Origin of the sequence: Schaalia sp. lx-100, from assembly GCF_021083625.1 — a bacterium.
GTDB lineage: Bacteria > Actinomycetota > Actinomycetes > Actinomycetales > Actinomycetaceae > Pauljensenia.
This window is the reverse complement of the sequence record NZ_JAJNRP010000006.1, coordinates 110,531-134,808: the sequence shown is the minus strand read 5'-3', so window position 1 is coordinate 134,808 and position 24,278 is coordinate 110,531. Positions and strand designations below refer to the sequence as shown.

17 protein-coding genes are annotated in these 24,278 nt (G+C 50.3%); 7 read left to right on the top strand and 10 right to left on the bottom strand.

Going from position 1 to position 24,278, the window contains the following annotated elements; genetic code table 11:
• Positions 1–145: 145 nt before the first annotated feature.
• Both LRP54_RS05690 and LRP54_RS05685 read left to right on the top strand, forming a co-directional pair.
• Positions 146–6,061 (top strand): S8 family serine peptidase, encoded by a 5,916-nt coding sequence (locus LRP54_RS05690; protein WP_231235322.1) that lies wholly within the window; start codon positions 146–148, stop codon positions 6,059–6,061.
• 377 nt (positions 6,062–6,438) lie between these two features.
• Complete coding sequence (locus LRP54_RS05685; RefSeq protein WP_231235321.1) at positions 6,439–7,842, top strand: IS3 family transposase; 1,404 nt, start codon at positions 6,439–6,441, stop codon at positions 7,840–7,842.
• A gap of 21 nt (positions 7,843–7,863) precedes the next feature.
• On the opposite strand, the gene LRP54_RS05680 is transcribed toward LRP54_RS05685, so the two are convergent.
• The gene (locus LRP54_RS05680; RefSeq protein WP_231235320.1) at positions 7,864–8,859 is read right to left on the bottom strand and encodes an NADP-dependent oxidoreductase; all 996 of its coding nucleotides are present in this window, start codon (positions 8,857–8,859) and stop codon (positions 7,864–7,866) included.
• Between the two features lie 65 nt (positions 8,860–8,924).
• Here LRP54_RS05680 and LRP54_RS05675 point away from each other — a divergent pair, with 65 nt between their 5' ends.
• Entirely contained in the window at positions 8,925–9,413 is a 489-nt protein-coding gene (locus LRP54_RS05675) for a winged helix-turn-helix transcriptional regulator (protein ID WP_231235319.1), read from the top strand.
• Positions 9,414–9,560: 147 nt separating this feature from the next.
• On the opposite strand, the gene LRP54_RS05670 is transcribed toward LRP54_RS05675, so the two are convergent.
• The 7 genes from LRP54_RS05670 to LRP54_RS05640 all read right to left on the bottom strand — a co-directional run bounded on the left by LRP54_RS05670 (position 9,561) and on the right by LRP54_RS05640 (position 17,286).
• Positions 9,561–10,397, bottom strand: coding sequence for a DUF4190 domain-containing protein (locus tag LRP54_RS05670; RefSeq protein ID WP_231235318.1), 837 nt, complete (start codon positions 10,395–10,397; stop codon positions 9,561–9,563).
• A 305-nt stretch (positions 10,398–10,702) separates the two neighbouring features.
• Positions 10,703–12,289, bottom strand: a complete 1,587-nt coding sequence (locus LRP54_RS05665; protein WP_231205783.1) for a lysine--tRNA ligase — start codon at positions 12,287–12,289, stop codon at positions 10,703–10,705.
• Positions 12,290–12,448: 159 nt separating this feature from the next.
• Entirely contained in the window at positions 12,449–12,889 is a 441-nt protein-coding gene (panD, locus tag LRP54_RS05660) for an aspartate 1-decarboxylase (protein WP_231235317.1), read from the bottom strand.
• A 25-nt stretch (positions 12,890–12,914) separates the two neighbouring features.
• Positions 12,915–13,856 (bottom strand): pantoate--beta-alanine ligase, encoded by a 942-nt coding sequence (panC, locus tag LRP54_RS05655; RefSeq protein WP_231235316.1) that lies wholly within the window; start codon positions 13,854–13,856, stop codon positions 12,915–12,917.
• A gap of 214 nt (positions 13,857–14,070) precedes the next feature.
• Positions 14,071–15,021 carry a Rossmann-like and DUF2520 domain-containing protein gene (locus LRP54_RS05650; RefSeq protein ID WP_231235315.1) on the bottom strand — a complete coding sequence of 317 codons (951 nt, stop codon included), beginning with the start codon at positions 15,019–15,021 and terminating at the stop codon, positions 14,071–14,073.
• Positions 15,022–15,040: 19 nt separating this feature from the next.
• The gene (locus tag LRP54_RS05645; RefSeq protein WP_231235314.1) at positions 15,041–16,738 is read right to left on the bottom strand and encodes a PH domain-containing protein; all 1,698 of its coding nucleotides are present in this window, start codon (positions 16,736–16,738) and stop codon (positions 15,041–15,043) included.
• A 65-nt stretch (positions 16,739–16,803) separates the two neighbouring features.
• The gene (locus LRP54_RS05640; RefSeq protein WP_231235313.1) at positions 16,804–17,286 is read right to left on the bottom strand and encodes a PH domain-containing protein; all 483 of its coding nucleotides are present in this window, start codon (positions 17,284–17,286) and stop codon (positions 16,804–16,806) included.
• Positions 17,287–17,446: 160 nt separating this feature from the next.
• Between LRP54_RS05640 and LRP54_RS05635 the strand changes: the two genes are divergently transcribed.
• The 4 genes from LRP54_RS05635 to LRP54_RS05620 all read left to right on the top strand — a co-directional run bounded on the left by LRP54_RS05635 (position 17,447) and on the right by LRP54_RS05620 (position 21,307).
• On the top strand, positions 17,447–18,163 hold the full coding sequence (locus LRP54_RS05635) for a response regulator transcription factor (RefSeq protein ID WP_231205579.1): 717 nt from the start codon (positions 17,447–17,449) through the stop codon (positions 18,161–18,163).
• A 3-nt stretch (positions 18,164–18,166) separates the two neighbouring features.
• Positions 18,167–19,744, top strand: coding sequence for a sensor histidine kinase (locus LRP54_RS05630; RefSeq protein WP_231235312.1), 1,578 nt, complete (start codon positions 18,167–18,169; stop codon positions 19,742–19,744).
• Positions 19,745–19,827: 83 nt separating this feature from the next.
• A complete protein-coding gene (locus LRP54_RS05625) occupies positions 19,828–20,805 on the top strand; it encodes an HD domain-containing protein (RefSeq protein ID WP_231235311.1) in 978 nt (325 codons plus the stop codon).
• 214 nt (positions 20,806–21,019) lie between these two features.
• Positions 21,020–21,307, top strand: a complete 288-nt coding sequence (locus LRP54_RS05620) for a WXG100 family type VII secretion target (RefSeq protein WP_231205582.1) — start codon at positions 21,020–21,022, stop codon at positions 21,305–21,307.
• A 361-nt stretch (positions 21,308–21,668) separates the two neighbouring features.
• Here the strand turns inward: LRP54_RS05620 and groL are convergent, their stop codons facing one another.
• Both groL and LRP54_RS05610 read right to left on the bottom strand, forming a co-directional pair.
• Complete coding sequence (gene groL, locus LRP54_RS05615; protein WP_231205583.1) at positions 21,669–23,291, bottom strand: chaperonin GroEL; 1,623 nt, start codon at positions 23,289–23,291, stop codon at positions 21,669–21,671.
• Between the two features lie 237 nt (positions 23,292–23,528).
• A complete protein-coding gene (locus LRP54_RS05610; protein WP_231235310.1) occupies positions 23,529–24,167 on the bottom strand; it encodes a LytR C-terminal domain-containing protein in 639 nt (212 codons plus the stop codon).
• Between the last annotated feature and the right edge of the window lie 111 nt (positions 24,168–24,278).

Genomic DNA, 24,278 nt, shown 5'->3' with positions numbered 1-24,278 from the left:
AATCCACATCTTATGCGCCATACGCACTCATGGGCCTTATAGAAGAAGGCAAAGGCCATTGATTTATAAGGTTAGGCAAAGCTAAGATAAAACTGCTCATGCTATTAACATGACGTATGTCAACGATACTACGGAGAAATCCCTAATGCATCAAACACATGCACGCGGCCCAGAAAAGCCGCTTCCCCCACCCCTACCCGACCAACAGCACAGGCGCGGTAACTCGGGTTCACGATACTCTCGCCCTCGCGCGAACACAATCATCATTTCATCACTCCTCACTGTTGGACTCGCATTACCAGCTCTGAGCGGACTCAATGGGCTGGTCAGCGCCACCCAGCACGCCCCACATACAGCAGACGCGCAAGCCGTTCCCGCTTCTATCCAACAAGAACCAGGTACAAGCCGCGTAATCGCACGTTTTGCACCAGAAGACCGCGAAAGCGTAAAAACCGCAATCGAAGCTCTCGATGGCGCTCGTATCATCTACGAATACGACCTCGTATTCACTGGCCTGTCCCTAGACATTCCCACAGACAAAATCGAAGCACTCACACAGATCCCCCAGATCACAGCAGTTGAAGACGCTCCGATTTCACGAGCCCAAAGCGTATCCGCCTCACAACTACGCGCAGCTTTACCTGCCAGCAATAACTTCAGCGCTGACGGACGCGGAATGGTGATCGCAACAATCGACTCCGGCGTGGATATACGACACCACGACCTACGACTCGATGAAGGCTTCACACCGAAAATCACCGAAATCACCGCCACACAACCCAGCGATGACCAATTCACACTTAAAGTACCCCACGGCTACAACTACATTGACAATAATCATGTCCTCAAAGACGATGTTCCCGGCGAACAACACGGTATGCACATCGCGGGCATTTTAGCGGCCAATGCGACAGATGAAGCAATAGCTAAAGGCGAAGGAATCGACGGTGTAGCTCCAAACGCACAGCTACTTGCCTACAAAGTTTTTAGTGGGACCTCCCGTGCGGTACGTGAAGACGCTGCATACATGGCTATGGAAGATGCCATCAAACATGGGGCCGACGTTATCAGCCTCAGCATCGGCTCCAATGGAACCGGACGCCCCGGCGACACCTACCACACGGCTGTTGAAAACGCTAAAGCTCACGGCGTCATTGTCGTAGCAGCTATGGGCAACGGTGCCGCGTCCTCATCTTCAACAACATTCGACAACATCGCCGATAACGCTTTCGGACAAACAGACACCGCAACAACAGTGTCAGTTGCCGCAACAGATAACGCAATCGGCGTAGGCGCAGCCCAAACACCCACCCTCCGCAATAAATCGCTTTCCATTGGCGGCAAGGAATACCGTTACCTGCGCTTCGGTGACAAACGCGACCTGCCCACCGAAGCCACCGAATACGAATTCGTTAACGTGGGATTTGGTTTTGAGGCAGACCTGCAAGACAAAGACCTCACCGGCAAAGTTGCCGTGGTCAAACGTGGCGGTGAAAACATCGTCAAAAAGATCACGCGCGTTTCAGAAAAGAAACCAGCCGGCATGGTGTTCATCAACAATATTTCACAGTCATCACGCGACACCTACCACGTGAAAATCCCCACCGAACTTGAACCATACGACAAACTCACGCACGGCTGGTCAGTAGCATTAGCCCACGACGAAGGCGACGAACTTCTGACACGCATTGCGCAAAACCCACGTATGACCATCAAGAAAAACACCAATAAACACATTGATCTGGATATTCGTCCAGCTCAAGAAATCGGCCCCGCCGGTTTCTCAAGCTGGGGGCCTACTGTCGATCTTGAACTCAAACCCGACCTCATTGCCCCGGGCGAAGAAATCTACTCCCTAGCAAATAATGACGATTACTCCGTCATGACTGGAACATCAATGGCTGCACCATACATCGCAGGCGCATCAACATTGCTGCTCCAAAAACTTGCCGGCACAGCACTTCCTCAAGACATTAATCGCGTTGATCTTGCACGTATTCTCCTCATGAACACGGCACTGCCCCTGCGCGACATCCACGCCGATGGAAGCAACCCAGAATATTCACCACGCCAGCAAGGGGCCGGTCTGGTTCAAGTCGAGCACGCACTAGCAAACCGTGTACTGCTCACACATAACGACAAGGGAGCCGCCGCCCTCAAAGAAATCAACGAACAACAGCGGACATTCACACTGACCGTCCGTAACTTCGGTACTCAGCCCGCATCCTACGACGTGACCACTTCTCGCGTACTGACCTCAACAACGAAACGAGTTGAAAAAGAGGACGGGACAGACACCAAACCCGTCGTCAACGAGATTCACTCAACTGCCGTCCCCGGTGCATCTGCGACAGCATCAACAACACGACTCACAGTTGCTCCCGGACAAACTGAAACTTTCGAGGTCACTTTAGATAAAGGTGAGGCCCACGAACAGTTTGTTGAAGGCTACATTTACCTCACATCAACTAACGACACGAATGCATCCCTATCCTTGCCTTTCTTTGGCTTCGCCGGAGACTGGGGGAAAGAAGCACTCGTTGATGCTCCTATGTGGGAAAAAGACTCAAAACTCAAGCTCACCACGCTTCTGGGTAACCGTAATCTTTCAACCCCTCAATTCAAAGAATTAGGTCGCACAGACTTTGAGGAAGGCGTTAACCCTGACAAGATTGCTTTCACTCACCAGCGTGACCGTGAAGGTATTCTCGAAGTCGCACCTCGTTTAGCAGTGCTACGCGACATCCTCGATTACCGCATTGATATCGTCAACAAACGCGACGATAACGTTGAACCCATTAAGGGCTTAACAAATGCGAAGTACATGAAACGCCTCCTGTACGGCGAATACTCCTACTTTGACTGGGCGAAAGAAGAAGCCGGATACCCGCTCGAACAGTACAAGTGGGATGGGAAAGCCTTTAACCCACAAACCGGCGAATATGATTTCGTTGCCGACGGTCAGTACTACTACCGTATGAAATTCCGTAATAAAGCGGAAGGCCCCTGGCAAATCATCTACTTACCAGTCAAGTTCGATAACCAGAAGCCCACTGCAACGGCAAAACTTGAAGAAACCCCTGATGGTAAACACCGTGTCGTGATTTCATCAAAGGATAATTTCTCGCTCAAGTCCGTCAAGGCAACCCTAGATGGTGAGCCTCTGAAGGTTTCTAAAGTGAGTGAGCGGGTCGAAGCAGATGGCACAGCCGAAGAATTTGTCATCGACGACATCACATTCAACCCATTAACAAATAATGAGTTGCGCGTACATGTCATCGACATTGCAGGCAATGACAATGAGGACATCAACGGTAAGCCTCTGGTGCAGTCACTCCATAACCCTGACGTGTCCATTTCTGGCATATCTGAGCTAACAAAGAAGAATGTCACCGAACTTCGTGGCACTGTCTCTGAGCAGGTTCAAGCACTCACCTTCCAGATCAATGGGCAGGACGTAAATGCCGCAATTGACCCGCAAGACCGTACTTTCCTTGCAGATCTGTCAAATGACCTGATCGAAGGTGATAACACGCTCGTTGTGAAAGTTTCATTCACTGATGGCCGTTCACAAGAATTTACTCATGAATTTGTCCGTGACTTTACTGCGCCCACGGTTGATTGGGATGTCACATGGGCTGATGAAGATGAGGAATATGTCAAGGTTGAAAATGACGGAACTGCACAAATCTCGGGCACAAATGTTCACGATAACGTGTCAGCGGCTTCAGATATCACTGTGCGTTACTGCACATCGGACGAATACCCAAGGAAAGTCAGCGATTGCCCGATAGCTTCACTGGTTGATGGGGCTTTCCATGTCAGTGTTCGCGCCAAAGACTATCCTGATGGCATCTACTTTGTGGTGAGTGACGAGGCAGAACGTCAAACAGTGCGTTACTACGAGTTTGAGGAACGCGACGACACTGCTGAGGAAGATACTTCCTCACAACCATCTGTTCCGTCTGCGCCTTCTGCCCCCTCTGTTCCTTTGTCTGTGCAACTTTTCGATTATCAGGTTTTCAACTCTGAATCAGCTGCACATGCAAGCCAGTCTCGGGCTTTCCTGCCGAATTACTTTGGCCCAGGAAAGCACGCTATCCAGTTCGAGGTGGTCGCGCCTGGAACCGGCTGGAAGATTTCACTCAACGACGGAAAACTTGAACCATTGGCTCAGCGTGGAAGTAATTTCCCTATCGCGCCAATCAGTGAAGGCTACTCAGGTTTTAACGTCAAAATTTACAACAGTGAAGGCACACTTGTTTTCAACCGCGGATATTCTGCCTATGTTGACATGAAAGAACCAACAACGGATGTCTTTGATTCACTTGACACCACAAATGAAGGGGCAGATGATTCTCGTGACATTGTTGGAACGATCTACGCAAATAAAGCAGGGAAAATCCGTTTGCGAGGCAAAGTCAGTGATGCCGGTACCGGTTGGAGTTTCTACGTTAATGGGAATGCCGTACTGTCACGTTCACTTGACGGTGAGATAGGAAAGAACGAAAGTTCTGTCGATCACACGGTAACTTTATCTGAAGGAAGCTACCTCAACGTCAAGGTTGCGGATATTTCCGGTAACTCTAACGAGGAGCACGGCGAAAACTACATCGTTGCCTACGACAAGGAAGATCCTCAGGTTGCCGTTGAGAATCTTGACGAAAATCAGGCGTACCCGGCAGGGCACATCCCCGCTTTCCGTGTCACTGATAATCGTGAAGTAGGGCTTGTTGAAGCGTATCTGGACGGTAAGCCCTTACCGTTGTCACGCGCTGATGATGATGCGGCCCTTTTCCGCGCTGAGCAGCCTCTGAACGAAATTGGACATCATGCCCTGATGTTGCGCGCCCTAGATAAGGCGGGCAATGAGGTTATGGTCCGCCGTTCTTTCACAATCGGTGATCTCCCAGTTGCGCAAAACCTTGACGAAGCGATTGCGCAGCACCTCAAGATCGAAAGCGAAGTCACGAAAGCTGAAAATGATATTGCTGAGGCACGTGCGCTCGTAGAAGATCTTGAAGCGCAGATCGCTGCCGACGAGATGGACCACGATCATCGTCTTAAGGCCCTCAATGATCGTGATGAAGCTGTACGCGCTCTTGCAGCATTGGAGAACGCGCACGCTAAATTGCTGAAGGATCAAGAAAACGCGGCAGCTCGTGTAGAGGAATTGCGTGCAGCGAAGGCGCGTGCAGGGTACTTGTACACGCTTATTGATGGGAAGGTAGCGGATGTTACGTTCCAGTCAGATATGACAGGTTACGTTTTCCATGCTGTTCCTCATGAGGATTCTGAGATTGTGCAGGCTTTACGGGATCGTCATGGGGATGTCATCGTGGCCCTGTATGACCTGTACTTAACAAAGGATGGTCAGCGTGTATCAGCGGAAGGAACACGTACTGTCACTCTTCCCGTTCAGGGCTTGACTAATCCGCGTATTTTCAGCATTGGTCAGGATAAAAAGGCGTATCCAGTGGAGGCGACGGTGGCTGATGGTCGAATCAGTTTCGACACGGAGCACTTCTCTATCTGGGCGCTTGTGTCGGATCCTGAAAATCCGGATCCCTTGGTGAATGCGAAAGCTCAGGCTCTGACTGAGCTGGCGAATGTGGCTGAGGGAGCAAAAACACAGCTCGGGATGAATAGCGATTTAACGGAAAGCGAAAAGGCTGCTGCTATTGCAGCAGTTGAGGAAGCCGCACGTGTCGCAGCTGCGAAGATTTCTGCCGCACACAGTATTGAGGATGTCACGGCTGAGCTGAATGCAGGTAAAGCAGCGATTGAGCAGATTCTTGCTCATCCGCATACGCCTAGCGGTGACGTTTCCGTGCCGGAGGGAAGCCCTCAGCAGCCTCCCGCTGGGCAGGATCCTTCCGACGAGCAAGGTACTCCGTTGCCTCAACAAAGCGGGCTTGAGCAGCCTATGAATCCGCAAACTTATGTGGGTAAGGGGCGTCAGCTTGCGACAACAGGTGCTCAGGTGTTGCCTTTGGCTTTGGCAAGTGTGCTCGTCATGGGAATCGGAGGTGTGTTGGCGCTACGTCGCCGCGAACAGTAGGCATGTGACGACGCTTTCATGCTGTTTACTTCCTGAGCGTCGCAGAGGGCATACTTCCACGCGTCGCCTGTGAAGATCATTCAGGCGAGGGCTGGTGGAATTCCATCAGTCCTCGCCTGTTTTGTAAAGCAAAAGTCTGAGCGCGCGTTGGGACGGCTCCCCTCGCCCAGCACGACCTCATTTAGCACACTAAAATCCTGACCGCGCATAGACACCTACCCTAGAGCGCGGCCAAACCTAGGGTCCTTCACTTATTGCCGGGTCAAGGCGCTTTGTCAATTGCGCTATTCCATATCAGTTTCAGCACGCATCATAAGGAAAGCGCAACAGTGGAGTGAACCCCTGTGGTTGGACAGTTCTGATGTGAAGGGACTGTTATGAGTCAGAGGACTAAGGAGCGGCGCTTGAAGGTGCTGCGTTTGTATGCCAAAGGGGTTTCTATTAGTGATTGCGCGCGTTTGGCTGGGGTAGCGTATGAAACTGCGCGTCGTTATTGTCGAGAAGCTGATGTGCATGGTATCGAACACGCGCGAAAAGTCCCGTCGTTTCGTACGTGGCCCATAGAATTGAAAACAGAAGTTGGATCACGTTGGCTTGATGGTGAGAGTGCGTCGGACTTAGCTCGCGAGTTTAAGTTGCCTTCAGCTTCGTATCCAGCGTTGTTTGGGCGGTGGTTGGAGCGTCAACACATGACTGATTATGAACAAAGAGCGCGAGCGGCAGGTGGGCGGGTTGTTCGGGCTCAAAAGGCTGGAATGGGGATTAGCCAGTGGGGTAAGTGGTTAGCTGAAATTCGTCAACACATCGAGTCCGCCAAGCAGCAAGCAACTTGTGATGCCAAGCGTCAACAACTTGACGCGTTGCATGTGGAGATCTTGGAAAAATCTTGCGCTTTGAGGGAGGAGACTGACACGTGGCAAGCGTTCTTGATCCGCTTGGTCACAACCCTCAAAGCACACCATCCAGTATCAAGACTTTGTCGGATTGTTGGACTGGCCCGTTCAACGTACTACTGGGCGTTGAAGAATGCCTGTCGGATAGATGCTGATCTAGAGCTAGTCCAAGAAGCATATGCCTATGCTCATGGGCGTTATGGGTATCGGCGCCTCACCGACCTGATACGCATTGGTTTTGGGACTCATCAAGGGCGTTGCATGAACCATAAGAAGGTTGCACGCCTGATGCGCCGTGTCGGGTTACAAGGAGCCCAGCCCAAACGCAAACACTATAGGTCTTTCGCAGGAACACTTGCGTGTATTCCCAACCGCTTACAACGCCGCTTTAGTGCCTCAAAGCCTGGGCGATGTCTCGTCACAGACATTACACAGATTAAGTGGGGTGGAACCTGGTACTACCTTTCACCATTGACTGATCTGTTCAACAATGAAGTAGTGGCATGGCGTTTGAGTACCTCCCCAGACTCTGCTCTTGTCACAGGGATGGTTCGTGACTACAGCAAAACAAGGAATCTGCGTAAAACGATCATTCATACCGATCAAGGGCGCCAATACTTTTCTGAGGACTACCGCAAGCTCCTGCAAACCTTAGGTGTACGACAGTCAATGTCTCGGAAAGGAAACTGTCTGGATAACTCGCCAGCAGAAGCCTTCTTCGCCCGACTAAAAATCGAGCTTGGACTCTCCAAAGGCGCACGCACCGGACAAGCAAGTCTGCGACGAATCATCACCGAATACATCCACTGGTGGAACACCCAACGAATCGTCAGCAGACTACACACCAGCCCACTAAAATACCGACAACAATACGAACTCGCTGTCTAACAAACAGGGGTCAGTCCACAGTTACACGAAAGTAGCGACTGTTTTCCCTGGGCCAGTTTTCTTCTTGCCAAGTTGAGGTAGTTCTTCAGCAAGTTTTTCGGCCGGGAAACTCTGGGCTATAAGGGGGCGAATGGCTCCGCTTTCAATAGCGGGTGTGATGTCTGCGAGTTGTTGGCCGCTGGCGCGCATAAAAAGGAATTTGTATGTTACCCCCTGTTGGCGCGCGGCCTTTCGTTCTTTACGTCCAGCCCACCACATCAATGGTTTTACAATGGGTTTACCTAGCTGGTCAGCAAAATCAGTATCTGGCGACCCGATCACACTGACCAAAGTTCCACCTGCTTTGAGTACTTTCATTGAGCGGAAGGTTTCGTTTCCTCCCAGTGTGTCGAGGACAACGTCAAAGTTTTGCACGTAGTCTTCATATTTTTGTGTGCGGTAGTCAACCACAATATCGGCACCTAATGTGCGAGCTATTTCAACATCGTGAGTGGAAACAGTGGTCGCAACGGTAGCGCCCAGATGTTTTGCCACTTGAATTGCGACTGAACCTAAACCGCCCGCACCACCTTGAATAAAGACTTTCATTCCGGGTTTCACGTGGGTTTTCTCAGTAAAAGCCTGAATTGCGGTTAAGGTGACTAAGGGAAGGGCCGCAGCCTCAACCATTGTGAGGTTTCGCGGCTTGTGGGCGACATCCTCAGCTGAAACTGCTACGTATGTGGCAAAGGCACCTAAATGGTGAATATCTGGTCGGGTAAATACTTCGTCCCCTACCTTAAATTTCTTCACTCCTGTTCCTATAGCTGTCACTACTCCTGCAAGCTCATTGCCCATAACCTGCGGCAGGCGGTATGGGAAAAGGAGTGCAAATTGTCCGCGAGCGATCATATTGTCGAGGGGGTTCAGCCCTGCAGCGTGGACTTGTATTACGATTTCGCCCGCGCGCGGGGTCGGTATTGGCATCTCATTCCAGACGAGTGGCTGATTGTATTTGCGAAGGGTTAAGGCTTTCATTTGCGTAACTTTCTTTTGAAGAATAAGCTGAGTTGAGAAAATAAACTTAACTTGTTGAGGTTACTATGTCAAAAGATGACAGCACCGCTTATGACACGACAGACCCATGCCCCATAGCCCGAACATTACAGATCGTCGGAGAAAAATGGACCCTGCTGATTTTGCGCGACATATTCCGTGGAAAACATCGTTTTAACGAAATCTACGAAAACCTCAGATGCCCTAAAAACCTACTCAGCAGCCGACTACACGCACTCGAAGAAACAGAAATTATTACACGCTACTCATACAAAGAACAGGGGAAACGCACCCGAGCAGCCTACCAACTCACTGAGCGGGGCCTTGCACTTGCTCCCATATTGATTGCCTTAGGCGACTGGGGCACAACCTACCTACCTCACAACAGCACAGAGGCTCCCACGCTTATACACAACGAATGTGGAGGCAAGCTCATCGCACGTATCACCTGCGAAAACGGTCACGACATACCGTACCCGCTTCCAGCTCACCATGAGGAAAAGCCAGTATCACCTCTCACTGACATGAACCCGTAAAACACAGCCCCATACACCGGTATACCGGGACATTAAAGTAGGGCAACAAAAGAAAGATGGCAGCCACACATAACGTATGACTACCATCGGCATAGCACCAACCCCAACCAAGATTAGGAGCAGGGACAAGACCCGGAACAGATCACATTACTCACCAGAGGAAGCAATAACATTTCCCGAATCATCAAGCATACGAACCTGAATTTTCGCATCCTTTATTCGAGGAATCTCAGTCAGGTCAATACTGTCAGCCAAGTGATTCAGATTCTCTTTCAGTTCAGCGCGCGCACTTTCTGGCATTTCATCTGCCACCAAATCCGGGTTAATAAAGTCAATACGCAAGGTCGAATCACCCACAGCCGAAATGGTGACCTTATCAGCATTCTCGCCTGCCCCTTGCTTTACACCATCAACAAAAAGGTGACCTTCAGCAGTTTCAAGCCATTCATTCACATTCATATGTGCGGATTCCTCAGGATCTTCCTGCCATACCCGAGCAGCATCACCCAAAAGTTTTTCCGTATCATCATCAGAACGTAAAGCACTCTGCTCATTCATAAAAACATGAGGATTTGCTTCAATCCCCTGCTGTAACTGCGAAAACACTTTCAGCATCATCACGATCATCACAATTGACAAAATCATGGAGATAACGCTGACAACAATGCTTGAAATTGCAAGACCGCGGCCTTTTTCACCGCTTGACTTTAACTTCACTAAAGCAATAATGCCGATAATTAAACCCACTGGCGGAACAAAGAAAGCCAAAATCAGCGCAACAATTGCCAGAACACTTGTTTTTTGCACTGCAGGCTGCTGATACATGAATTGTTGCCCGTAATGGTCTGAAGCCGGTGGCATCTGTGAAGTAGTGTCAGCAGGATACGCGCCATTTTCTTCAGCTACCGGAACAAAAGATCCAGACTGCGACTGCTCACCATCAGAGTGGACTGGGGTATTTTCCAGATCATTCGGATTACTCATGTACTTACCTTTCATTGATTTGCAGGGCCAAGCTTAGCGAAACATAGTATTCAACGCCTTTTTACTCCACAAAAGAAATACATTCAGTCACACAAAAGTTACTATCTGCACACAAAAACTGAGCTATAGGCCAAAAGTAGCGCAAGAAAGGAGAAAAACAGGCACAGTGACAGGTGGAGGCGCAAGCTAGCAAAAACCCACACAACACGGGCACAAGGACAGGTAGACCGGGCCACAAACTCAGGGTGCCTTTCACATTCCCGCAAAAGGCACCCCGTAAACGTTTGAAACCTGCGACCTGGTATTTACAGGCGCTTCACTAACGGGAAAGTAATAGTTTCACGGATCCCTTGACCTGTCAGGGCCATCAGCAAACGATCCAAGCCCATACCCATACCACCTGCCGGCGGCATACCGTATTCCATTGCCATCAAGAAATCCTCATCCAAAACCATGGCTTCAGGATCACCATTAGCCGCAGCCAACGCCTGAGATTCAAAACGCTCACGCTGAATCACAGGATCGACAAGTTCAGAATACGCCGTCGCTAACTCAAAGCCACGAACATACAAGTCCCATTTTTCCACCACACCGGGCTTTGAACGGTGACCACGAGTAAGCGGACTTGAATCCTCAGGGAAATCACGCACAAATGTCGGCTCCCACAAAGAATCCCCCACTGTGGCCTCAAAAATAACCTCAGCGATCTTGCCATTCACCCAGTGATCGGGAATATCTTCCCCTAAGCCCTCAGCGATCCGCACCAGATCCTCACGTGAAGTTTGCGGGCTAATCTGCTGACCTAAAGCCTGCGAAGTCGCTTCATATAGGCTGATTTCTTTCCATGAACCAGACAAATCATATGTGGACCCATCCGGTAAGGTAACAACCTCTGTTCCCAAAGCGTCACGAGCTGCTTTCTGAATAAATTCACGGGTGCGACGAGCCATCGTGTCATAGGAACCATATGCTTCATATGCTTCAAGCATTGTGAATTCAGGTGAGTGTGAGGAATCGGCACCCTCATTACGGAAATTCCGGTTAATCTCAAAGACCTTATCCACACCGCCCACAACAGCGCGTTTTAAGAATAATTCCGGAGCAATACGTAAGAATAATTCCGTATCATACGCATTCATATGCGTACTAAAAGGCCGCGCAGCCGCGCCACCATGCAAGTTCTGCAGCATAGGTGTTTCAATTTCAACGAAGCCTGCCTCGTCAAAATAATCACGCAAAGACTTCACCACGCGAGCGCGCATACGTACCATGTCACGTGCCGCCGGACGAATAATCATATCGAGGTAACGCCGACGTACCCGCATATCCTCCGAAAGAGAAACCTCGGTTCCATCCTGTGCGATATAAGTCTTTGGTAAAGGACGTAAAGATTTCGCAGCAAGTTGCCATGCCGGAACCGGCGAGCCAGGCTCAATACCTGGCGTAAATAAGCCCTCGGGAGCAGTCCCCGTGCAAGCCAGAACAGATAATTCACCTCTGCGGGACGAAATAACGCGACCGTGAACAAATAAATGATCGCCCAAATCAACATCTGCTTTGTATTGAGCTAAGGATTCTACGCCCACTTCCGCTGCTGACAGCATGACTTGGATACGTGTCCCTGCCCCATCCATGAGGGTTGCGAAACACAATTTTCCACTGTTACGTGCCAACACAACGCGGCCAGCGATACCCACATAGTCCTGCGTTTCGTCATTTGCAACAAGGTGCGCGTATTTTTCACGTATCTCAGCAATAGATGATGTAATCGGTAGGACAACCGGATAGGCTTCTTGCCCATCAGCCAACAGGCGTGCGCGTTTATCAGCACGAACACGGACTTGTTCCGGTGTTTCCTCACTATCGGGGGTAACAGCCAGCCCAGCCGTCACCGAATTTTCGTTTTCACTATGGGAATCAGATGTATGCGTCGCTTCAGTCACAGAGCAAGCCTACCAATGACAACGACCTCTGCCCTAGTCATATACAACCTGTGATACCGATAGCTATTCGATTAGCACGACACGCATATGCATAAAACAGCGCAGAATCTAGCTCTTGCCCCCTGATGATTGAATACCTAATTCTTGGGCGCGAGGATTTTCTTCAGGAACATACCCCGGGTGATTTCCTACCTCAATTATCCGATTATTTGCATCCACGAAAACTACGCTGGGCTTCCAAGTGCCGACCTGCGACTGCGGAACATGGCAGTACGCCATGATAATGACCAGATCTCCCACATCCACCAAGTGAGCTGCTGCCCCGTTCAGTTGGATGATACCCGACCCCCGAGGACCGGCTATTGTGTAGGTCGTTAAACGATTCCCGTTAGTAATATCAGCAATATCAACCTGCTGGCCTGCGACAATATCAGCGGCATCAAGTAAATCTGCGTCAACCGTAACAGAGCCTACATAGTGCAGGTCAGCAGCCGTTACTGTTGCACGATGAATTTTCCCCTGAATCATGGGGCGCATTACTTCACTCATTTTCATCCTGTTCACATGACGTACATCAGCCAAGCAGACAATTATCAATTAAACGTGTGCTGCCCACACGAGCCGCAACCAGCAGTCGATATAGCCCATCAGCGCTATGAGTCCTATGGCCTTCTAACTGATCGAAGCATACGCCCTCATGCAAATCTTTCACTACCGTCATATTTTCATCTGCTGATTCATTTCCTTGGACGCGGCAGAGCACGCGGAAAGTTGTTTCTTCCACCAGTGCTACATAGTCAACGTCAACGCTTTCTTCAGCTAATAAAACCTGATGAGCAGCTTGAACAATTTCATGCACCCCAGCCCCACTGCGTGCCTTTTGTTGTCCTACACGTAGGCTACGCGACAAAGCCTGCGCGTGGACGCGCTGTTCCTGCGTCAAATATTGATTCCGACTGGATAATGCTACTGCGTCTGTATCGCGCACAATCGGCACACCAATAATTTCAACCGGAATATCTAAATCAGCCACAACTGAACGAATCACAGCTAACTGTTGCGCGTCTTTTTCACCAAATAAAGCAACGCTTGGTCGAATAATATTCAAAGCCTTCGTGACAACTAAGGCGACTCCCGCAAAATGAGTGGGACGTGTAGAGCCCTCTAAAGAATGGGCGACCGGTCCTGGATCTATCGTGATATGCGGCGCGGTTATGTACATGTCCTCCACACGCGGCGCCCATACAAGGTCAGCGCCTACACCTGCGAGAGCCTGCATATCAGCTGCCAAAGTACGCGGATACGCTTCGTAATCCTCGCCCGGAGCAAATTGTGTAGGGTTCACAAAAATCGTCACTATCACATGGTCAGCAACCTTATGTGCTTCACGTACAAGCTGAAGGTGCCCCTCATGTAAAGCACCCATCGTCATCACTAAGGCCGTGCGTCCGCTCAAGGCGGCGCGGGCTGTTATGAACTCGTCACGTGTATGCGTCAGGAGCGGCTTTCGTGTCATAGGAATATTGTCTACCCCCACGGGCAGCACAGGGGTGACAGTGCGCTATATATCACGGTTTCAGTTTCATTCAAGGGCAGCAAAGCCGTTTGCGTTTATGAAACACTCAGGCGCTGACGCGGTTACATGGCGAGGCCGGCTACTCCACTAAGCAAAATCCACGGTGTCACAGGCCAGAGCATATCAAGCGCATACGAACATCACCTGAGGCAGGTCACATAAGCTCAGGAGGCCCCTCAAGCAGATCATCTTCATGTAAGGCCGCAAGAATTTCATCGGCAGCAGTATCTGAGAGTCGCCCCGCATCATGAAGCATCTGAACGGTGTGACGGGTCATTGAAGTGTAGGTGTCGCGGGCACTGGAAATAACAGGATTTTCCTGATCGTCACAGTGAGCGCGCACAGCCTGCCCTAAAACACGTGTATGAGTGGTAATAGTCCCTGAATCAGCACGCGGAATGGGACCAGAAACCGCGCTCAAGCCTTCACGTAGGGCACGATCCAGAGCAGCTGAAAATAAGGGCTGCACATACGAACCTGAGTTTTCAATTCCAGCCAAGCGTAAAAGTTCAACTGATTGCAGGGCGATCGTTGTTAAAAAATTTGCCCCATGTGTGAGTGCCGCATGGTACAAGGCACGGTCTTTTTCAGCCACATCAACAGGTTCACCGCCCATTTCTAAAACAAGCGCATGGCCGATAGGTCTGGCAAGCATCGAAGCTGTGACTGCAAATGGTGTTCCCACCAAACGGGATACGTCTATAGAGGTACCTGTAAAAGTCATAGCTGGGTGAATAGCTAATGTGATCGCACCGCAACGTGCTGCTGGTTCTAAAACTGATATGCCATGTGCGCCTGATAGGTGGACAACCATCTGTCCCGGATGCCACGCTTGAAGCTCTGCAAGGCCGTGAACAAGGGGAGCAATAGCGTCATCAGGGACAGCAAGTATCACCACTTCGCTGCGTTCAACGATGTCAGGGATTGCCAGAATCGGAATATTCGGCAGCATGTCCTGCGCTCGTTCACGTGAAGCCTCAGATGATGCTGAAACACCAATGATACTGTGGCCTGCTGCCCGTAAAGCTGAAGCAATGACCGGACCAACATGTCCCATGCCAATAACACCAACCCCTAAACGATTGGGGTTTTCTATGCGCGTCATGAGCTTATTCTCTGGTTTCTCAAGAACCTGAGGGCGCGGATACGGCAGGAGCACCACCCTGCTCGTCCTGTTGGCTTTGCGTAGCCTGCCCTGTCACATCAGGGCCGCCAGCGGGCGTAGCACACGTAGGGTCTTGCGTATTTTTCGACTCAGTGCGGAAAGGTGATACTGCAACTCGAAGCATCCATTTTTCTGGCGGTTCACTTGCACGGCGTTTTCGAGCGCGTTCAGTTAATTCGGGGATAATGGTGGCCGCAATTTCACGATCAACATGGTAAGCGTGAGCCTGAGCGATGCCTTGTACTGTATGTACGTGCATATTCACAATCCCTAAAGAGCGCAACCATGGCCCGTGTTCAACTGTGATGGATTGAAGCCTTTCAATCGGCAGGAATGTTATCTCACGGTTCAGCCATCCGTCACGGATAACAAACATGCTGTCTGTTAAGGCGAAAGCGCGGCGCTTATATGAGAAAGGATCCAGACGTTTCACACGTTCAGGAATGGCAGTGAAATAGCGTCCTTCGCGTTGCCCGTTGAATGCTTCTTCAAGGAATGCCTGCGGGTCATTCACGCCGAGGTCACGAATAATCAGCCATAAAGCCAGTTCTGCGTCTTGACGGTTACCTGCGGGCAGCAACACTGTTGGATCACCCGTGTGGTTTTGCGAGTCGCCACCACCGTAACCTGCTTGACTGGAATTGACTCGGTATAAGCCAAGGAAGCGCCACAGCAGCGGTTGCGAGATACGCACCGTGTGTACTCGTCGTGGAGGAATGGTTTGCGCTCGTGTTTCTGTGAGCCCACTCCGCACACGAATACCATCCGGTGATACTGCCGCACGGAAGTTGAATTCCCCAGCAAAACGGGACCACAGGTACGTTGCGACAGCGGAAAATGGCACGATTATCGAGAATATGCTGGATAGGCCCGCCCATCCGTATGCGTAGATCAAAATACCTACCGCGATGAAGCCAGCAAGGATCATGAGGATCCCTACAATAAAAACACCGGAACATAGCAGCGACATCATCAGTGTTTTTGGTGAAAGGGCGTACAGTTCGCGTTCAGGTGCTTCAAGAGCAGGGGTCGTCATTTGAGGGCTGCGGGCAGGAATGCTACGTGTTTCCTGCAAGGCAACAGCATTGTCAGCGAGCGCTCCCTGTTCTTGCTGTGAGTGCTGGTCTGGTGTCGCTTTTTTTTGAGAGGGTAAAAGGACTCCTGCTGCTCGTGCGAGGATTTCTGCCCGCGCTTCTTCTAATTCATGTGTGCGGAGGAAACCGAATGTGAGGTTTGAATTAGCCCCACCAGCAACCTCAATATTGAGGCGGCCGAGGTCAAAAATCCGACCAAGCAAAGGATGAGTAATGTCAACTGCTTGGATACGGTCAAGACGCGCATGACGTTGTGAGCGCATAAGTATGCCACTGCGGAACCATACTGCCGTATCTGTGATCGCCCATGAGGTTGCTCGCCATGACAGCCACGAGACAAGAATAATGAGAAAGAGAATACCAAGCAGCGTCACTGCTACGATAATAATGAGCCGTGAAATATTGCCTTCGCGGATCGCAGAGCTTTCCATAATGTCCTGCAGGACTTCAGAGTTCTTGTATGTAACAAAAGCTATGAGGGCTGCAATTGCGCTCCACGCATTAAAAACTAAAGAAAACGGGTGAACCTTACGCCATTGTTCGGGTGGAACGCCTGCGTCCACTGCGTGCACGGTAGTGCGCGATTTTTTATCATCGCGTGTGGTTTCGTTGTTGTTTTCTGTCACGATCACAACCCCGCTAATTCGGCGCTGCCTCGTTCGGCTAAGAGGTCACGTAGTCGTGAGGCTTCCTTAGCTGGGACTCCATCTAAGGTTGCGCTTGTTTCAGGTGAGGCCGTGTGAAGGGTGATCGTTGTGATGCCGTAGTGCCGCGCAATTGGCCCTTCTTTCACATCGACGTATTGGATTCGACCGTAGGGTACGAGGGTGAGGGAACGGAACATGATTCCTTTACGAATCATGAATTCTTCCTTGCCTTCAGCCCAGCCCAGTGCGCGGACCTGGCGGCGAACAAGCCATATTTGCCAGGTAGCCAGAAAAAAGAAAATGCCTGTTGCAATAAAAATCCAATATGAAAACAGGAATCCAGTGGCAACTGATCCGCTTAACAGGATCATATATGTAATGAGGAGGCCAATCGATCGCACTTTGATGAGTTCACGTGAAACAGGGGTAAAAACTACCCCTTCAGGGGCGAAGGGATCCGACATAATGCCTCCTGTGATGTACGTATTTATACGGAACGTAACATATACACTTTATATGATCTTTACTTATCCGTACCTTATTTCATTCACATCGAGCCAACCCGAAGAATACATGCGCTATTTTCTCAGGTAACTTTCAGGATCATGGAGAAGAATACATCTCATGGGAATCAATGGAACCGAATCCTCCGGCGAAGCAAAACTCCTCGTCGTTGACGACGAACCGAATATTCGTGACCTCCTCGCATCCTCATTACGTTTTGCAGGTTTCGATGTTGTTTCAGCCGAGGACGGCGCAAGCGCCTACCACTTAGCTGTGGAAGAACGACCCGACTTGATTGTTCTCGATGTCATGCTGCCGGATATGGATGGCTTCACTGTCACTCGACGTTTACGCGAAGCAGGTATCCGAATCCCCGTTCTTTTCCTCACTGCCCGCGACGATATGCGTGACAAAATCCAAGGCCTTACTGTCGGCGGCGATGACTATGTCACTAAACCATTCGGCTTAGAAGAAGTCGTTGCCCGTATTCGAGCTATTCTCCGTCGCACCATGATTGATAACGCAGATGATGGCAAACTGCGCGTATCTGATCTCGTGATTGACGAGGACGCTCATGAAGTGACTCGTGCCGGCCAACTCGTTGATCTTTCCCCCACAGAATTTAAGCTCCTACGCTACCTCGTTATTAATCAAGGGCGAGTGGTATCAAAAATGCAGATCCTCGACCACGTGTGGGAATACGACTGGGATGGTGATGTAGCCATTGTGGAATCATACGTGTCATATTTGCGGCGAAAACTCGCGGTCGATGGGGCTTGCGGTGAACTCATCCACACGAAACGAGGAGTCGGCTATATCTTACGTGAGGAAAACTAGGACGTGTTTCCTTCACGTATCCGGCAAATTTGGGAAGCTAAACCTCTAGCAACTCGACTCGTTACTCTCATAGTTGTTCTGTTAGCATCCGGGCTTTTGCTTACCGGAACAATCATGATTGGCTTACTCCAACGTCACCTTGTCAGCCAAATCGATGAGCAATTGGTCACCTCCGCACGGAGCATGGCCGAACAAACCTCACGAATTAGCGACTCACATGACGCGATGTTGCCTTCTCTTTTCTACATTCGCCGTTCAATCGTAGGCCGTACGGATGAAGAACATTATTCACCTGACACTTTAGAGCACTCAGGAACCCCAATTATTCCCACCCTCCTACAACCTGGTGAAAGAGCGGAAACAGCAAATGGGTGGACCTCTCCTGTAACCGTTGAATCCACACATGAAGGAACACCGTGGCGAGCTATTGCTGTTCCTTTAGTTACCAGTGGAACCCATTCTCCCGTCGGAGTAATGACAATCGCCTTGCCTTTAGCTGATGTTCAACACACCCTACGTAATACCGCGCTTTATATTATCTACACGTCGCTGGGGATCATCATATGCGGAGGCGCTTTGGGCCGTTACCTTGTGCGTCGCACTTTCCTTCCTCTGCGTGAAATTGAGTCCACTGCTGGGAAGATTGCAGCCGGTGATCTCACACAACGCATACGTTCACAACCTTCCACAACGGAAGTAGGGTCTTTAGCGCTTTCGCTCAACACCATGTTGTCCCAAGTTGAACAGTCATTTAGTGCGCGTAAAAGAACTGAACGAAAAATACGTCGATTCGTGTCCGATGCTTCACATGAGTTACGTACCCCTCTTGCTGCTATCAGTGGGTACTGTGAGCTTTACGCGATGGGTGGAGTCTCGCAAGAACGCACTCCTGAAGTAATGGGACGTATTCAGTCAGAATCAGCACGCATGGCTTCTCTGGTTGAAGATCTGCTGACTTTGGCACGTTTAGATGAAGGCCGCGCACTTGAGTTTACTTCTGTTGACCTGCGTAAAATGGCTGATAATGCGGCTTTTGACTTACAGGCTCTTGATCCTGAACGATCTGTTTCGCTCATATCATTCAAGTCAAAAAACCCGCCCATGTCATTAGTTGTTGAAGGTGACCGTGACCGCCTCCAGCAAGTATTTACAAATCTTGTCGGCAATATCATTCGTTACACGCCACAAGGTTCACCCGTTGAATTAGCTTTGGGATTACACGATGACTATGCGGTAGTGGAATTTCGAGATCACGGTCCAGGTGTTGCCTCACAAGAACGCGACAAAGTTTTTGAACGTTTTTATCGGACAGAAAACTCACGTTCACGTTCATTAGGCGGCTCAGGCCTTGGCTTAGCTATTGTTTCAGGGATTCTGAATGCTCATCATGGAACGGCGGCCCTATCAAAAACGCAAGGCGGTGGCCTGACTGTGCGAATCACACTTCCTTTAAGGCAACCTGTGAAGCATGGGGTTTCTGCTGACAATGCGCGTACCCCTGCACAGGCTTCATCCGTGCCTTCACTAAGCGTGCCCCCAGCGACCTCACGCGGACCTGACACAGACATGAAATTTACGTGACTCGCGCCACCTAACATGAAATGTCATCTTTTGTGGCTTAAAGTGGCTCGGTACGTACCTATCATCTCGACAGGAGCAATCACATGGGTGCTCAAGCACCTCAGTGGCTTTTCACTGCTTTCGTTGAAGCCATGACACAAATAGGCGCCACTGCACCTGCACCCACACTGTATGCAGAGGCTAGGGATCTCGTGTCACGCTGGAATGAACCAGGTCGTCATCTGCATAATTCTCAGCACCTTATCAATGTTCTTGCGCATATTGACGAGTTGTCGCTGGTTGCTCATGATCCTGATATTTTACGTATTGCTTTCTGGTATCACGGAGCTTTCCTCAATCGCGCACTTGAGGTACGTATTATTGGCGCAGATCCTGAACTCATTTGCCGCCCATGCATTGACCACACCACTGAGCGTTTAACGACTCTTGGTGTCAGTGACGATGTTGTTTCACGTATTCATGAGCTTCTTCACGCACTGGTGACGCATCGTGCTTCACGTTCAGATTCCGATGCTCAGGTTCTCATTGATTCAGATTGCGCGCTTTTAGCTTCCCCGCCGCAGATTTATAAGAAGTATCGCGCTTCATTACGTGAGGAGTTTTCGGATTTAGATGACCTCACGTATTGGCGAGCACGTCGTCGCGCTATTTGTCGTTTGTTGTCTTTAGATTCTATTTACCGTTCACCTCTTGGCCGTGAATGGGAAGATCTTGCGCGTTCTAATCTTGAAGCCGAAAAAACGAAACTTGATTCTTTAATTGCCAATCAAGATCCGGATAATCCTGCTGAAGATGAAACTGATCCTGCTGATTTTGCTGTTGCTCTCCCTGTGTTTGAAGGGGAGCTGAGCGAAACAGGTACGTTAATTATTCGGCGCCGCCCATTAAAAAAGAACGCGTGTGTTACTTCATCGGATGAGCCGACGACCACGGGTACTTTACCTGTGATTCACCCTCATGAAAATAACCGGCGCAGCCACGATGAAAGCGAAGAAGATTCCGCTTCCTCTTTAGAAACTGCGATTGATACGATGGATATACCTCCGGCTCCTGCTGAATGATCTGTTCACTTACATGCTCATAGGCTTACGAACCGTATTGGATGTAGGTTTATAAGCTGATAGGCAGCTTTTGCGCGTGCTTTCCACAGCACTTTCTTTCAGTGTCGCGCTACGTCCACATGTGCGCTCAGAACTGGGCTTTCCGTTACTTTTTCGCTCTAATCTTCCTTTTACTGTGAGTCATAAAAAGTGGCTCTGACTTAGTGGAGGAAATATGGCAATTTTTACAGTGGATTCCGAACGAGTTGCTCAAGCAGCCGCACAAGTGAGTACAACCAGCGAACGTATACGCGCTGAAGTATCTGCAATGCTCGCGCAGCTCATTGATTTACAGGCGTCCTGGTCAGGTATCGCTCAATCACAGTGCGCACAAGCGGTAGAGCAATGGCAGGGCACTCAAATACATGTGGAGCAAGTACTTGACACCATCAGTCAGCAATTACTGAGTGCTGCTCATGTGTACTCTGATGCCGAGTCGCGTTCTGCTGCGCTTTTTAGTTGAAGGTAGCGCTAAGGAAAAGTCGGCGTGTCATGGTAAGGCTACTGTGAAAGCCTGTTCATTGTGAAAGCACAACAGCACACAGTTCACAGCAACATATGCGTTCGTTCACTTCTTTTGAAGGCGTATATGAGGGTGCGGCGCGTATCGCCTATGAGCCTGCACGTAGGAGCCGGACAAGTCTGGCGGCTGCGACGTGTCATACCGCAGGCATACCGACCGCTGACGTATGGCGCACACGGAAGCTAACGTATGACGCATACATAAGCTGTGGGACTGGCTTAATAGCCAGTCCCACAGCCCTCACTCAGTATTCCCGTAGCCGCATAATTACGCGCATATGCAGCTACAGGTTCGAGTTTTCTTAGTACATGCCGCCCATGTCAGCGCCTTCACCAGCGCCAGCAGCCGGCGGTTCAGGCTTGTCAGCAACAACAGCTTCAGTTGTCAGGAACATGCCCGCAATTGAAGCAGCATTCTGCAGAGCTGAACGGGTAACCTTCACAGGGTCAGAAATACCCTGAGCCATCAGATCACCGTACTCACCAGTTGCAGCATTCAAACCGAAGCCCGGTTCCATACCTGCCACGCGATCAGCAACTACGCCACCTTCAAGGCCAGCGTTTTCAGCGATCTGCTTGAGGGGAGCTGAAATAGCGACGCGCACAATGTTGACACCTGTTGCTTCGTCACCGGTCAGCTCAATGCTACCCAAAGCGGTATTCGCAGCCTGAATAAGAGCCACGCCGCCGCCTGCAACCAAGCCTTCTTCAGTTGCTGCACGAGCGTTACGAACAGCATCTTCAATGCGGTGCTTACGTTCCTTCAGTTCAACCTCAGTTGCCGCACCCGACTTAATCACAGCGACACCGCCAGCAAGTTTAGCCAAGCGTTCCTGCAGTTTCTCACGGTCGTAATCAGAGTCGGTGCTCTCAATTTCTTGACGGATCTGGCGGACACGTGCATCAATGTCCTCACGATCGCCAGCGCCTTCAACGATTGTGGTTTCATCCTTGGACACAACCACAGAACGTGCGCGACCAAGCAGGTCAAGTTCAACATTTTCGAGTGTCAAACCAACGGTTTCAGAAATCACTTGACCACCGGTAAGGATTGCCATGTCCTGCAACATGGCCTTACGACGATCACCAAAGCCAGGAGCTTTAACGGCCACGGACTTGAATGTGCCACGCATCTTGTTCAGGACCAGCGCGGTAAGTGCTTCGCCTTCAACATTTTCAGCAATCACGAGCAGTGGCTTGCCGGTTTGCATGACCTTTTCAAGGATCGGCAGCAGTTCCTTCAGGGAAGCAACCTTGGAGTCCACCAAAAGAATGTACGGATCTTCAAGAATAGCTTCCTGACGCTCTGGGTCAGTGACGAAGTAGGCGGAAATAAAGCCCTTATCGAAACGCATACCCTCGGTGGTTTCCAAGGTGGTTTCAAAAGAGTTGGTTTCTTCTACTGTGACAACACCTTCAGCGCCGACCTTCTCAAAAGCATCAGCAATGAGCTGACCGATTGCTGGATCGTTTGCTGAAATAGATGCTGTAGCTGCAATCTGTTCTTTTGTTTCAACAGACTTTGAGTCCTTGTGAAGCTGAGCAACGATTGCTTCCACAGCCTGATCGATACCGCGCTTGAGGGCGATAGGGTTGGAACCGGCAGCTACGTTACGCAGACCTTCGTGTACAAGTGCTTGAGCAAGGACTGTTGCTGTTGTTGTACCGTCGCCAGCAACGTCGTCAGTCTTTTTTGCTACTTCCTTTACCAGTTCAGCACCAATGCGCTCAAATGGATCTTCAAGGTCGATTTCTTTTGCAACGGACACACCGTCTTTTGTAATAACGGGAGCGCCCCACTTCTTGTCCAGAACCACGTTACGGCCTTTAGGTCCAAGAGTGACCTTGACAGTATCGGCCAAGAGGTTCAGACCGCGTTCCATGCCGCGACGAGCTTCCTCATCAAAATGAATGATCTTTGCCATCTTATTTTCCTTCCGCGATGCGGATTTAGGGGTGATGCCCGCGACGGACGATCCGCGTTTCTTTGTGCCTTTCACAAAGACCGCCAGACCTCACCACACCCGGATGTTTTGTCACTCAGCCGAGGCGAGTGCTAATGCAAGTTTGGCACTCTCACCCTGTGAGTGCAAGACGAAAGCGGGCTGCTGACCAAAGTCACGCAACCCGCTTCACATTCACAGAAAGAAAATAAGCGCGCCCTACCGCAAAAGCACAGCGATATCTGGCTCTCCAATATTGCCCGCGTGGACCTCAGTAATCCCCAACACATTGGCAATTTCACGCGCAGTTGATTCCATAGCGGAATCTTTGTAGTAAACCGTGGTGACTGTAGCAGCCCAGTTATCCGCGTTACCTGCAGAGGTATTGGTAAAGCCTTCCCCACGCAATTGCTCTGCTTTAGCGGCAGCTAAACCATTACGTCCTGTCCCATTCAGCACTGAAATGCGTGCATCTTTACGAATAGGAGCAGGTGCCGACGCTGACTGTGATCCTGATGCTGGTTCAGATTGCTGAGTTTCAGCACGCGAAGCTACGCTTTGAGCCGATTGCGCAGATTGAGCTGCATTTGCGCTCTGCGCTGTTTGGCTTGTTTGCGTTGACTGGGCGGATTGTGTTTGCACAGGCTGTTCAACAGTAGCCGTAGTCCCATTATTTTGAGCAATGACTCCGCGAGAGGTCAGAAGTGTACTCACACCCCAGCCTAAAAGTGGGGCAAGAACGAGGATGGCAAGGAAAGGCCACACTGAGCGCCACTTTGAAGGCCGTGGACGATGGATTCCAACCGGCATGTCCTCGCCCGCATAGTCAAATTCGTCTTTAGGGTATTGTGAACTCACGTGGACAGACTAACTGTTCTCACGCTTTTCAGCATGGTTTCAGACGGGCGAGCCGAATTTCATTCGGGTTTTTCACCCTATTTTCCCCGTTTCTTTCCACGATGTGACACA